We start from the raw sequence: 12,635 nt of genomic DNA on the forward strand, positions 1-12,635 counted from the left end.
CGGGCGAGGAAGGTGGACGAACATGCCTCGCTCCCATCGGCGGAAGGACACGACGCATGGCGGACCACTTCCCCACCGTCGGTGTCGAGGAGGAGTACTTCCTCGTCGACGCCTCGCAGCGCACCGTGGCCGCGGCGGCGCCCCTGGTCCTGGCCCGCGCGAGGCCGGCGCTCGGGGACCTGGTGTCGGGTGAGGCCTCGGCGTACCAGGTGGAGGGCAAGACACCCCCCTGCCGGACCCTGGACGGGCTCCGCGACGAGCTGCGACGGGTGCGCGGTGCCCTGGTCGCCGCGGCGGCGCGGGAGGGCCTGCGTCCCGTCGCGTCGGGCACACCGCTGCTGGGCATGCGCACGCCGGTACCGCTCAACGGCGACCCGCACTACCTCCCCCAGTTCGAGATGTACCGCTCCTTGTACGACACCTTCGCCTTCTGCGGGCTGCACGTGCACGTCCAGGTCCCCGACCGGGAGACCGCCGTCCTGGTCGGCAATCATCTGCGGCCCTGGCTGCCCGTCCTGGTGGCGCTCTCGGCGAACTCGCCCTTCTGGGAGGAGCGGGACAGCGGCTACTGCAGCTGGCGCACGCTCGGCTCCGCGCGCTGGCCCGTGGCCGGTCCCCCGCCCTACTTCTCCTCGGCCGCGCACTACGACGCGCTGGCCGTCTCGCTCCAGGAGGCCGGCGCGACCCGCGGGGAACGCTCCCTGTACTGGGACGTGCGGCCGTGCGCGCATCTGCCCACCGTGGAGATCAGGGCGATGGACGTGCCCGCGACCGTCGAGGAGGCGGCGGTCCTCGCGGTGCTGGTGCGGGCGCTGGTCGTGCGGGCCCTGGAGCGGGTGCGGGGCGGCGACCCCGGGCCCGCCATGGAGGAGGCGCTGCTGCGGGCCGCGTACTGGCGCTGTGCCCGCGACGGTCTGGGCGGCCAGGGCCTGGACCCGCGGACCAACCGGCTCGTGCCGGTCGCCCACCAGGTCAGACGGCTTGTGGAGCACGTCAGGCCGGTCCTGGAGGAGCATCACGAGTTGCCCCGGGTGCGGGCGGTGCTGCGCCACCTCCTCACGCACGGCGGCGGCGCCGAACGCCAGCGCGCCGTGCACGCGCGCGGGGGCAGCCTGCGCGAGGTCGTCGACGACCTCGCCGCCCGCACGGCCGCGGGCCGGACGCCGGACGCCTCGCACCGGCCGAGGCTGCCCGGCACCGAACGGACGGCGGCGAACTGACGCCCCCGGGCGGACGGGGCGGGCCGGGCGGCCACGGCAGGTGGGCCAGGATCGGCAGGAGCGGCTCCGCCTCGTGCCGGCCGGTCGAAGGTCCCGCGCGGCTCGGGGTGGTAACCGGCCATGGTCGCGAACAGGTGCGCGTCCTCGCCGGCGTCCCTCCCAGCCGGCGGCCAGGGGGAGTCAGCCGCCGTCGGGGCGCTCTGCCTCAAGGGCGGCCAGGCGGGTGGCCGCGGCGTCGGCTTCGGCGGCGCCGATCCGCGTGTAGATGGCCACCGCCTGCCGCAGATCGGCGAGGGCGGCTTGTCGTCGGCCGTCGACCTCCCGGCAGTGGGCCGCTCCTTCGAGTGCGTGCGCTTCGTCCAAGGGGCTGCGCACCAGGCGCGCCAGGCGCAACGCCGCCAGATGTGCCTCCAGCGCGGCGCGCGGTCCCGCGGTCTCGGCGAGAAGAGCTCCCCTGCTGTTCAGTACCTCCGCCTCGCCCTGCGGATCTCCCATGCCCTTGAACAGGCCGAGAGACAGGTCCAGCAGGTCGAGGGCTTCGGCCAGGCTTCCCCTGCGGTGGCGGGCCACACCGATGCCGTGCAGGGTGTGGGCTTCGCCCGGGCGGGCTCCCAGCGCGCGGTACAGGGCGAGGGCCTCGGCCAAGAGGACGGCCGCTTCCTCGTGGTCCCCGGTGCGCAGCCGGACCCGGCCGAGGCTGCGCAGGGCATTGGCCTGACCGTGCCGGGCGCCGAGGGAGCGGAAGAGCCGCAGCGCCTCGTGCAGCACGGCGGAGGCCGACGCGTACTCCCCTGTCAGCAGCCGCACTTGGCCGAGGTTGCGCAGGGCGTGGGCCTCGCCGATGGGAGCGCTCAACTCCCGGTACAGGGCGAGCGCTTCTTCCAGGAGTCCGGCCGCTGAGGCGTAGTCGCCGGTCATTTCCCGTACGCGGCTGAGGGCCCACAGCGTATTGGTCTCGCCCAGCCGGGTGCCCAGCGCGCGGAAGATGGCGAGGGCTTCTTCCAGCGACTCGGCGGCGGCCTCGTAGTCCCCGGTGGCCCGCCGCAACCGCCCCAGATCGTGCAGGGTGTTGGCCTCGCCGTTGCGGTCGCCCAGCGCCCGGTACAGGCGCAGCGCCCGTGCCAGGACGGCCGTGGCGGTGGTGTAGTCGCCGGTGAGCTGGCCGATCCAGCCCTGCGTCCGCAGCGTGTTCGCCTCGCCGAGACGGCTGTGCTGCGCGCGGTACAGCCGCAGCGCCTGCTCCAACAGGGGCTGTGCGCCCGCGTAGTCCCCGGTGACCTGTCTGACCCACCCGAGGTCGCGCAGCGTATTGGCCTCGCCGAGAGGGTGGCGCGCGGTGCGGAAAAGGTCCAACGCCTGTGCCAGCGCGGGTTCCGCGGCCGCGTAGTCGCCGGTCAGTTGCAGGGCGCGCCCGAGGTCGCGCAGGGCGTTCGCCTCGTCGTGGGGGTCGTGGTCCCGTGCGGCGGTGGCCGCGGCCCGGTGCAGCGCGACTGCTTGCGGCCAGGGTCCTTCCCGGTGCAGAAAGGCCGCCAGGAGATGCGTGAGCGACACGGCGTCCGAGGGCCGCGGACCGGTGAGCCCTTTCTTGACGCAGGCCAGCAGGTTGGGGCGTTCGGTGCGCATCCAGGCCAGGGCCTGTTCCCGGCTCCCGAAGGCCGGTGGCTCCGCGCCCGTGCCGGAAGGGCCGCTGTCGCCGGGGCGCGGCGTGGTCGTGAGCTTCTGATCCGCGCGGTGGGCGGCACGCCGGTAGTGGCCGAAGAGACGTTCCAACGCCTGGGCCCGGTCGGCGCGGGGCTCGCCCTCGGCCAGCGTGGCGGCATACGCGCGCAGGAGGTCATGGGCGCGATAGCGGTACGGCGCGGGGGATTCGACCAGGTGATCGACGTAGAGGGCTTCCATCTGCCGGCGTACGACGGTCAGGGGAAGGTCTCCGAGAGCGGCGGCGGCGTGCAGGTCCAGGTCGGGCCCGGGGTGCAGGCCCAGGCGGCGGAACAGGTGCTGTCTCTCGGCGGGCAGCACGAGGTAGGACAGGTCGAAGGCGGCGCGCACCGCGCGGTCCCCCGCCTCCAGTTCCCCCAGCCTGTCCTGGGCGGCCGCGAACTCTTCGAGGAAGGCCGCGAGAGGCCAGGCGGGGTGGTGGGCGAGCCGTGCTCCCAGCAGGGTGATGGCCAGGGGAAGGAACCCGCACAGACGCACCGCCTCCGCGACCGCGCCGGCGTTCGACGCGTCGAGTGCGCGGCGAGCCACCCGGGTGAACAGGGCGGCGGCGGTGTCGGGCGGCAGCGGCTCGACGGAGAGCGGCCTGGCCCCGTCCAGAGCCAGTAGGCGGCGGCTCGTGACCAGGACGAGGCAGCCGTCGGACGCCGGCAGGAGCGGTTCGACCTGCGCGGCGCCCACGGCGTTGTCCAGCACGAGCAGGACCCGTTTGCCGGCCAGCCGGTCACGCCACAGGGCGGAGCGCGCCTGGAGGCCGTCGGGGAGGTACTGGGGGGCGACGCCGACGCCGTACAGCAGCGTCGCGAGAACGTCGGCCGGTTCGGCGGCGGGCTGCCCCGGCGTGTGGCCGTACAGGTCGACGAACAGCCGGCCGTCGGGGAAGCGGTCGGCCAGCAGGTGGGCCGCCCGCGTCACCAGGGCGGTCTTGCCGACCCCCGGCATCCCGTCCACCGTGTGCACACTCACCACGCGCGTCCCGCCCGGGTCCGCGGCCCGCAGCAACGAACGCAGTTCCTGATCCCGGCCGGTGAAGGCCGCGACATCCCGGGGCAAGGTGTGGAGCGCGGTCACCGGGGCGGGAGCGGCATACGTGACGTGGTGCAGGTCCCGCCCCGCCATGTACACACGGGACTGGTCGTGGGCGCTCGCTTCGACGCGGACCCGCCACTCCTCGCCCTCCTCGGCGGCGGACGCGTTCACGAACCCGTGACGTGCTGATCTCTGCCGGCCATGACGCCCCTGTCGTCTCCGTGGGCGGGCGTTCCCGCACCGTCCGGGACGCCCCATCATCTCCGGCGGGAAGCGGCGGCAACAAGGGGACGTCCGCGGGCGAAGGTGGCGTTCACATGAATCACCCGGTGGTCGCTGGGTACTGACGGGAGATGGCGGCGGGCAGCGGACGGCCGTGGAGGGGACGGCCGTCCGGGCCGGTCGCCGGCCCCGGAGAGGGGCCCGGACGCGCCTGCGCCCCTCGCCGTGGGGGCGGGGGGCGCTGGGCGAAGCGGACGGACCGGAGCGGTGCCGGTCAGTCGATACCGGGGAGGATGTGGGGCTCGGCGAGGTCGTCCTCGTAGCCCGCGAGGCGAATGGGGGCCGCCTTGGACCACGCCTCCAGGTTGCGGAGCTTGTGGGGTCTCACGGCCCGCTCGCCGCCGCGTTCCGCCGGTCGTTTCTCGTGCTTCGTCAGTTCTGGTGTCACCGCGCACTCCTTTGTGTCGCGTAAGGGAAGGCCAAGGGCAGTACGGTCGCGGTGGCGCCGATATGTGGCGGGACCGCGGCCGTGGTCGCCGGCCTGTCCCCGGGGCGGCCGAAGGATGCTTGTGGATCCCTCGTGGCCGCCCGTTCGACCCAGGTTAACCAAATGAGCGCGCCTGTGCTCGATGGAAGCTCAAGACCAGGCAAATTCCGGACAGCGGAAGGGGCCCGGACCAGGGACGCCGCGACCTGCTGTGACGGCTACCACTTGCCGGGCGCGTAGTCCTTGAGGAAGACCCCGTACAGGTCCTCGCCGGCCTGGCCGCGCACGATCGGGTCGTAGACCCGGGCCGCGCCGTCGATCAGGTCCAGCGGGGCGTGGAAGCCCTCCTCCGCGAGGCGCATCTTGTCGGGGTGCGGGCGCTCGTCGGTGATCCAGCCGGTGTCGACCGCCGTCATCAGGATGCGGTCCTTCTCGAACATCTCCTGCGCGCTGGTGCGCGTCAGCATGTTCAGGGCGGCCTTGGCCATGTTGGTGTGCGGGTGGCCCGCGCCCTTGTAGCCGCGGCCGAAGACGCCCTCCATGGCGGAGACGTTCACGATGTAGGCGCGGCCCTCGTCGTTCGCCGCGGCGGCCGCCGCCATGGCGGGACGCAGGTGGCTGATGAGGATGAACGGCGCCGTGGAGTTGCACAGCTGGACTTCGAGCAGCTCGACCGGGCCGACCTCGTCGACGGTCTGGACCCAGCTGTTGGTGTCGTGCAGGTCGGGCACCAGGCCGCCCGCGTCGATCGCCGTACCCGCCGCGATGCGCTCCAAGGACGCCGAGCCGGTGACCAGAGCGAGTCCGGTGACGTCGTCGGCGGTCAGCGCGCCGCCCCCGACGACCGGCAGCGCGGCCACGGCGCCCGAGCCGAAGGTGCCGATCACCTCGGAGGCCGGCAGCTCACCGGCGGGCAGCGGCGCGGACTCGGCGGCGACCAGCTCGCTGTAGGCCTGCGGGGAACGGCGTACGGTCTGCGCGGCGTTGTTGATCAGTACGTCGAGGGGCCCCTCGGCGGCGACCGACTCGGCGAGCGCGACGACCTGGGCCGGGTCGCGCAGGTCGATGCCGACGATCTTCAGCCGGTGGATCCACTCGTCGCTGTCGGGCATCGCCTTGAAGCGGCGGATCGCGTCGCTCGGGAAGCGGGTCGTGATCGTCGTGTGCGCGCCGTCCCGCAGCAGCCGCAGCGCGATGTACATGCCGATCTTGGCGCGGCCGCCGGTGAGCAGGGCGCGCTTGCCGCTCAGGTCGGTGCGGGCGTCGCGGCGCGCGCGGTTCTCGGCGGCGCACGCCTGGCAGAGCTGGTGGTAGAACGCGTCGACCTCGACGTACCGCGTCTTGCAGGTGTAGCAGGAACGCGGGCGCTGGAGTATCCCCGCGATCTCGCCCTGCGCCGAGGAGGAGGGCAGCACGCCGGCCGTCTCGTCGTCGATGCGGTCGGCGGAACCGGTCGCGGTGGCCTCGGTGACCGCCCGGTCGTGGGCGGTCTTGGCGGCGCGGCGCTCCTGGCGGCGGCGCTGCTTGACCGTGCGGTAGATCCCGGCCGTCGCCCGGCGCACCGCGATGGCGTCGGGATGGTCGACGTCCAGCTTGTCCAGCTCGTCGAGCACGCTCAGGCAGACGGCGAGACGGTCCGGGTCGATGCCGGGACCGTACGCGACGGTCTCCTCCTGGCTTTCGTCTGTCACCGTCATCGCCGTTGCCCTCGTGTCATTCCGTGCCGCGGCGCCCTGGTCGTCCGCGGAAGCTCCAAAAGCGGAACTTTACGTAGCACCGGGCCCGGTCACCAAACCCGTGCCGCCACGCCCGCCGCACACGGCCGCCGCAGGCGCTACCGAGGGTCAGCGGACGCTCACTCGACGCGCTGCCCCTTGCCCAGCGCGATCACCCCGGCCTTCGACACCGTGTACAGCTCCTCGTCGCGTTCCGGGTTGACGCCGATGGTCGCGCCCGGCGGCACGTCGATGTTCTTGTCCAGGACGGCGCCGCGGACCACCGCGCCCCGGCCCACCCGTACGTTGTGGTGCAGCACCGAGCCCTGCACGACCGCGCCTTCCTCGATGGTCACACCGGGCGAGAGGACGGAGCGGGTGACCTGGCCGCGGATGACGCACCCCGGGCTGACGATCGACTCCCCCGCGATGCCGCCCGCGCAGAACCTGGCGGGGGGCAGGCCGCTGGAGTGGGTGTAGATGGGCCAGTTCCGGTTGTCGAGGTTGAAGACGGGCTGGTCGGAGATCAGGTCCATGTGGGCGTCGTAGTACGAGTCCAGGGTGCCGACGTCACGCCAGTAGCCGTGGTCGCGCAGGGTCTCGCCGGGGACGTGGTTGGCGTCGAAGTCGTACACCTGGGCGAGGCCGCGTTCGGTGAGCAGGGGCAGGATGGAGCTGCCCATGTCGTGGGCCGACTCCTCGTCCTCGGCGTCCTGCTGGAGCGTGTCGACGAGTGTCTTCGTGGTGAACAGGTAGTTGCCCATGGAGGCGAAGACCTGGTGCGGGGAGTCCGGCAGGCCCGGCGGGTCGGCGGGCTTCTCCAGGAAGCGTTCGACGCGTGTCCCGTCGCGCGCGGGCGTGATGATGCCGAAGGAAGAGGCCTCGGCGCGCGGCACCCTGATGCCGGCGACGGTGACCGCCGCGCCGTTGTCGATGTGCTGCTGGAGCATCTGCCGCGGGTCCATGCGGTAGACGTGGTCGGCGCCGAACACCGCGATGTAGTCGGGCTGTTCGTCGTGGACGAGGTTGAGCGACTGCAGGATCGCGTCCGCGCTGCCCAAATACCAGCGCGGGCCGAGGCGTTGCTGGGCGGGCACAGGGGTGACGTAGTTGCCGAGCAGGCTGGACATGCGCCACGTCGTCGTCACGTGCCGGTCCAGGGAGTGCGACTTGTACTGCGTCAGGACGCACACGCGCAGGATGTCGGCGTTGACGAGGTTGGACAGGACGAAGTCCACGAGGCGGTACGTCCCGCCGAACGTGACCGCCGGTTTGGCCCGGTCGGCGGTGAGCGGCATCAGCCGCTTCCCCTCTCCGCCCGCGAGCACGATGCCGAGCACCGAAGGACCACCGCGCATCCCAGTCTCCTACCTGTCGACCTGATGGGTCTCGCCGATGATCCGTCGGCCGTCGGGCCGCCCGCCGGCGCGCAGGACCTCCTCGTACACCTCCACCGTGCGCCGGGCCACGGCGCCCCAGGCGAACTCGTCCTCGGCCCGGCGGCGTCCGGCCGCTCCCATCGCCGCGGCCCGCCCGGGGTCGCCGGCCAGTTCGTTCAGCAGTACCCCGAGATCACGCTCGAAGCCTTCGGGGTCCTTCGGCTCGTACGGGACGAGCAGCCCTGTCGCCCCGTCCTGGACGACCTCGGGGATGCCGCCGACCCGGGAGGCGACGACGGCTGTGCCGCACGCCATCGCCTCGAGGTTGACGATGCCCAGCGGTTCGTACACCGAGGGGCAGACGAACACGGTGGCGTGCGTGAGGAGTTGGATCACCTGGGGGCGGGGCAGCATCTCGGGGATCCATCGGACGCCGGCGCGGTCGCGGCTCAACTCCTCGAAGAGGAGCCGGAACTCGGCGTCCGTCTCGGGGGTGTCGGGCGCTCCTGCGCACAGGACGAGCTGGACGCCGTCGTCCAGGGCGCGGGCGGCGCGCAGCAGGTGGGGCACGCCCTTCTGCCGGGTGATGCGCCCGACGAACAGCACATAGGGACGCCCGGGGTCGATGCCGAGCCGCTCCAGGACGTGCGTGCCCGGGTCGGGGCGGTACAGCCCGGTGTCGATGCCGTTGTGCACGACGTGGACCTTCGCCGGGTCGAGTGCGGGGTAGCAGGCGAGGATGTCCTCGCGCATGGCACCGGACACCGCGATCACCGCGTCGGCGGACTCGGCGGCGGTCTGCTCGGCCCAGCGGGAAAGGGCGTATCCGCCGCCCAGTTGCTCGGCCTTCCAGGGGCGCAGGGGCTCCAGGGAGTGGGCGGTCAGCACATGCGGGACGCCGTGCAGGAGCTTGCCGAGATGGCCCGCGAGGTTGGCGTACCAGGTGTGGGAGTGGACCAGTTCGCGGCCGTCCAGCGCGGCGGCCATGGCGAGGTCCACGGAGAAGGTGCGCAGCGCGTCGTTGGCGTCGCCGAGGGCGGGCCAGGCCCGGTGCCGCAGCACTCCGTCGCCCGCGCCGTCGCCCCAGCAGTGCACGTCGAGGTCGACGAGGGAGCGTAACTCCCTTGCCAGGAACTCGACATGGACGCCCGCGCCGCCGTACACGTCGGGCGGGTACTCCCGGGTGAGCAGTCCCACTTTCACGGAGAACCCTCCGTCGTCCGCCTGAGGTCGGCCACGCCCCCTCATGGTCACCCAGACACGGCTCAGGGGGAAGACCGCGTCGGCGGCCGTTCGAAGCAGCAGTCGCCGCACACGCCGCCGGCGGGGCAGCGGTAGTAGAGGCAGCAGCTGCGACGCCGGAAGGCGGCGGGGTCCAGGGCGCCGGTGGTGCGCAGGTCGGGGTGGTCGAACAGCACCTCGGCGAGGCGGAGGGCCCGCTCCCCCACGCCCTCGCGCCGCTCCCGCGCCGCCCAGCCGCGCAGTTCGCGCGCGGCGCCCGCGAGCGCGGAGCCCGCGTTGCCCCACAGCAGCCCCGCGGAGATCCGGTACCGGGCGCGCAACGCCTCGGCGAGCGGGACGAGATGGGCCCTCTGCACGGCGTCCCGTACGGTCGCGGCGGCCGCGTCCGGGTCCGCGCCGACGGGCAGGGCGCGTACGTCACCGAGCCACAGGTCGTCCGGCGAGGTGGCCCGCGCGTCCCAGCGCAGCCGGGCGGGGTCGAGGTCGGGCACCGCGCCGTACAGCGCCGCGCAGCCGAGCCCGACCGACCAGACCCGGGCGGCGAGCCCCAGGTGCGCCACGGAGACCGCGACGCGCTCCTCGGGGGCGCCGAGGCGCCGCGCGACCTCGGCGACGCGCGAGGACAACGGGTCCGGGCCCGCCGGCGGCGCGTACACCTGCGAGAACGCGACGGCGCCCTCGGGTGCGGGTCCTTGCCGCAGGGCGAAGAAGCCGCCGACGGAGCGGAGTTCTGCCAGGTCGATACGGGTGGTCACGACAGCAGTACAGCAAGTGGCGCGCCGCTCGTGGCCGCCGGGGTGGCCGTCCGCGCCCTCCGGCGCCCGCCCCTCGCCCCTGAGAGGGCTCCCCGCCCTGGGGAGGACGCGGCCGGGGGCGTACTCCATCGGCAGTAGGACCCAGTGCCTGCTCAGGGACGACGACGCGGGCCGATTCGCGCGGCATCGTGGTAACCATGGAAGCCGACCGTTCGCCTCGCCGGGACCACCGGACACACCGCGCGCCGCGGAGCACCTCATGAGTGCCCTCGCGCTGTCCGTGCTGCTCTCCCTCGTCTCCGCCGTGGCGTACGCCGGCGGGGCGATCCTGCAGGAGCGGGTCGCGGCGACGACCCCGGACCAGCGGTACGCGCCGCTGCGCCGCGGCGCCTGGTGGACCGCGATCGCCCTGAACGGCCTGGGCGCGCTGCTGCACGTCGTGGCGCTCGCCTACGGCCCGCTCAGCCTCGTGCAGCCGCTGGGCGCCCTGACCATCGTCTTCGCGCTGCCCCTGGCGGCCGTGTTCGTGCGCCGCCGGGCCGGGGCCACCGCGTGGCGCGGCGCGGTCATGGCGACGGTGGGACTCGCCGGGCTCCTCTCCCTCACCTCGGCGGCGGACTCGCGGTCGCTGGGCGGCGCCGACCGCCTGCTGCTGGCCCTGATCACGGGCGGCGGCGTGCTGGCCCTCGCGGTGGCGGCGCACGCCGCGCACCGCCATCCCGTGGTGCGCAGCGTGCTCCTGGCCTGTGCGGCGGGCGCGGCCTTCGGCATCGCCTCGGTCTTCACCAAGACCGTGGCGGTGGACTGGGGCCAGGAGGCTGCGCTCGTCCGGCAGCTGCCGAGCCTCGCCGTGATCGCGGTGCTTGCGGCGGCCGGGGTGCTGCTCTCGCAGGCCTCGTACCGGGGCGCGGGCCTCGCGGCGCCGCTGGCGACGGTGACGGTCGTGAACCCGGTGGTCGCGGCGGCGGTCGGCCTGACCCTCTTCGGGGAAACCTTCCGCTACGGCACCCTGGGCGCCGTCCTGGCGCTCGGCTGCGGGGTCGTCGCCGGAGGCGGGCTGCTCCTGCTGACCACCGAGCGGATCGCCCGGGAGGCCTCGCCCGTACCGGAGGGCGAGACCGTGTCCGAGGGCGCGGGCCTGCCGGTAGGGCGGGGCGAGCCGGCCGTGCCGCGACCGGTGCCTGGGCCTGTCCCGGCCGGGCCGCGCCTCGCGTACGGGGCGCTTCCGGCCGTGCCGTCCCAGCCCGCCCCGTCGTCCCAGGCCACCCCGTCGTCCCAGGCCACCCCGTCGTCCCAGGCCACCCCGTCGTCCCAGGCCACCCCGTCGTCCCAGGCCGCGCAGGTGGCTCGGGTGGCGCGGACGCGTCGCCGGGCCGCGCACCGGCACGCGAGGCACCGCGAGCGGATGGTGTTCTGAGGGGGCTGGGCCCAGACGGGTGCGCCCGCGGTCGGCTGCGTGTGCCTGTCTCGGGCATGTACGTCCGTCTCAGTCGCGTACGCCCGCTTCAGATGCGTACGCCCCGGGCCCGCAGGTAGGCCAGCGGGTCGATGTCGGAACCGAAGCCGGGCCCCGTCCGCACCTCGAAGTGGAGGTGCGGGCCGGTGCTGTTGCCGGTGGAGCCGGACCGGGCGATGCGCTGCCCCGCGCCGACCTGCTGTCCGGCCCTCACGGAGAGCGCCGAGAGATGCCCGTACTGGCTGTACCTCCCGTCGGCGTGCCGGATGACCACCTCGTAGCCGTAGCTGCCGCCCCAGCCCGCCGAGACGACCCGCCCCGCGGCGATCGCCTTCACGGAGGTCCCGGTGGGCACCGGGAAGTCGACGCCGGTGTGGTAGCCCTTCGACCAGGAACCGCCGGCGGCGCGGTACGGCGTGCTGGGCGACGCGGCGACGGGCGCGGAGGCGGCGGACGGCGGGGCGGGCCTGGCCTTCTCGGTGCGGGGGGCGGGGTGGGAGGCCCGCGGCTTCTCCCGCGCCTTCTCGGCGGCCCGCTTCTCGGCGGCCTTCTTCTCCGCCGCCCTCTTCTCCGCCGCTTGCCTCTCGGCGGCTCTCCTCTCGGCGGCCTTCCTGTCGGAGGTCCGCTGCCGGGCCCGGTCGTCGGTGTGCCGCTCGGCCTGGTCCGCCCTGTGGGGGGCGCGAACGCCCTGGCCGTGCACGGAGAGCCGTTGCCCCGGCGTGATGAGGTCGGGGTCGTCTCCGATGACGCGCCGGTTGGTGTCGTACAGGCGCTGCCAGCCGCCCCGCACCCGGCGTTCGTCGGCGATCCCGGAGAGGGTGTCGCCGCGTACGACGGTGTACATCCGCGCGCTGCCGGCGGTGGACTGCGGGGTCACCTCCGGTTTGACGTCCCTGACGTCCCTGACGTCGCGCGTGGCCGGCCCGGTCGCCCGCTTGACCGGTTGCGGCTTGCTCGCGGCGCGGGCCTCGGTGACCTCGGGCGTACCGTCGCCCCTGGTGAGGCCGGCCTTCGCGGAGCACACCGGCCAGGCGCCGGGCCCCTGCGCGTCGAGGACCTTCTCGGCGACGGCGATCTGCTGGCTCTTGGTGGCCCGGTCGGCGCGCGGCGCGTGGACCGTGCCGCCGTACGCCTCCCAGGTGGACTGCTTGAACTGGAGGCCGCCGTAGAAGCCGTTGCCGGTGTTGACGCTCCAGTTGCTGCTGGACTCGCAGGCCGCCACCTTGTCCCAGGTGTCGACGCCGGCGGCGCCGGCCCCGCCCGCGACGGTCAGCGGGAGCGCCATGCCGGCGCCGCCCGCGGTGACCGTGAGCGACGCGCGGTTGATGCGGTTCGGCTGATACCGGCGATGCCGGCCCCGTACGGCCATGGCGAGCCCCCTCGGACACACGTCATCACGGATTGCGCTCAGCGG

At 74.0% G+C, this 12,635-nt stretch carries 9 protein-coding genes; 2 read left to right on the forward strand and 7 right to left on the reverse strand.

The annotated features are described in order from the left end of the window. The first annotated feature begins 56 nt into the window (after positions 1 to 56). Positions 57 to 1,220: a glutamate--cysteine ligase gene (locus ABZ385_RS00445; protein WP_358908827.1), complete on the forward strand. Its 1,164-nt coding sequence runs from the start codon at positions 57 to 59 to the stop codon at positions 1,218 to 1,220. A 180-nt stretch (positions 1,221 to 1,400) separates the two neighbouring features. On the opposite strand, the gene ABZ385_RS00450 is transcribed toward ABZ385_RS00445, so the two are convergent. The 6 genes from ABZ385_RS00450 to ABZ385_RS00475 all read right to left on the reverse strand — a co-directional run bounded on the left by ABZ385_RS00450 (position 1,401) and on the right by ABZ385_RS00475 (position 9,765). After that, positions 1,401 to 4,136: a tetratricopeptide repeat protein gene (locus ABZ385_RS00450; RefSeq protein WP_358908829.1), complete on the reverse strand. Its 2,736-nt coding sequence runs from the start codon at positions 4,134 to 4,136 to the stop codon at positions 1,401 to 1,403. A gap of 325 nt (positions 4,137 to 4,461) precedes the next feature. After that, on the reverse strand, positions 4,462 to 4,635 hold the full coding sequence (locus ABZ385_RS00455) for a hypothetical protein (protein WP_358585063.1): 174 nt from the start codon (positions 4,633 to 4,635) through the stop codon (positions 4,462 to 4,464). Positions 4,636 to 4,892: 257 nt separating this feature from the next. After that, positions 4,893 to 6,371, reverse strand: coding sequence for an SDR family NAD(P)-dependent oxidoreductase (locus ABZ385_RS00460; protein WP_358908831.1), 1,479 nt, complete (start codon positions 6,369 to 6,371; stop codon positions 4,893 to 4,895). A gap of 158 nt (positions 6,372 to 6,529) precedes the next feature. Next, on the reverse strand, positions 6,530 to 7,747 hold the full coding sequence (glgC, locus tag ABZ385_RS00465) for a glucose-1-phosphate adenylyltransferase (RefSeq protein WP_358908833.1): 1,218 nt from the start codon (positions 7,745 to 7,747) through the stop codon (positions 6,530 to 6,532). A 9-nt stretch (positions 7,748 to 7,756) separates the two neighbouring features. Next, entirely contained in the window at positions 7,757 to 8,971 is a 1,215-nt protein-coding gene (gene glgA, locus ABZ385_RS00470) for a glycogen synthase (protein ID WP_358908835.1), read from the reverse strand. Positions 8,972 to 9,033: 62 nt separating this feature from the next. Beyond that, complete coding sequence (locus ABZ385_RS00475; protein ID WP_358908836.1) at positions 9,034 to 9,765, reverse strand: IucA/IucC family C-terminal-domain containing protein; 732 nt, start codon at positions 9,763 to 9,765, stop codon at positions 9,034 to 9,036. Positions 9,766 to 10,024: 259 nt separating this feature from the next. Here ABZ385_RS00475 and ABZ385_RS00480 point away from each other — a divergent pair, with 259 nt between their 5' ends. Beyond that, on the forward strand, positions 10,025 to 11,182 hold the full coding sequence (locus ABZ385_RS00480; RefSeq protein ID WP_358588249.1) for a DMT family transporter: 1,158 nt from the start codon (positions 10,025 to 10,027) through the stop codon (positions 11,180 to 11,182). A gap of 88 nt (positions 11,183 to 11,270) precedes the next feature. Here the strand turns inward: ABZ385_RS00480 and ABZ385_RS00485 are convergent, their stop codons facing one another. Then, a complete protein-coding gene (locus tag ABZ385_RS00485) occupies positions 11,271 to 12,590 on the reverse strand; it encodes a transglycosylase family protein (protein ID WP_358588251.1) in 1,320 nt (439 codons plus the stop codon). Positions 12,591 to 12,635: the final 45 nt, after the last annotated feature.

Source organism: Streptomyces sp. NPDC005898, assembly GCF_040629635.1.
Taxonomy (GTDB): Bacteria; Actinomycetota; Actinomycetes; order Streptomycetales; family Streptomycetaceae; genus Streptomyces.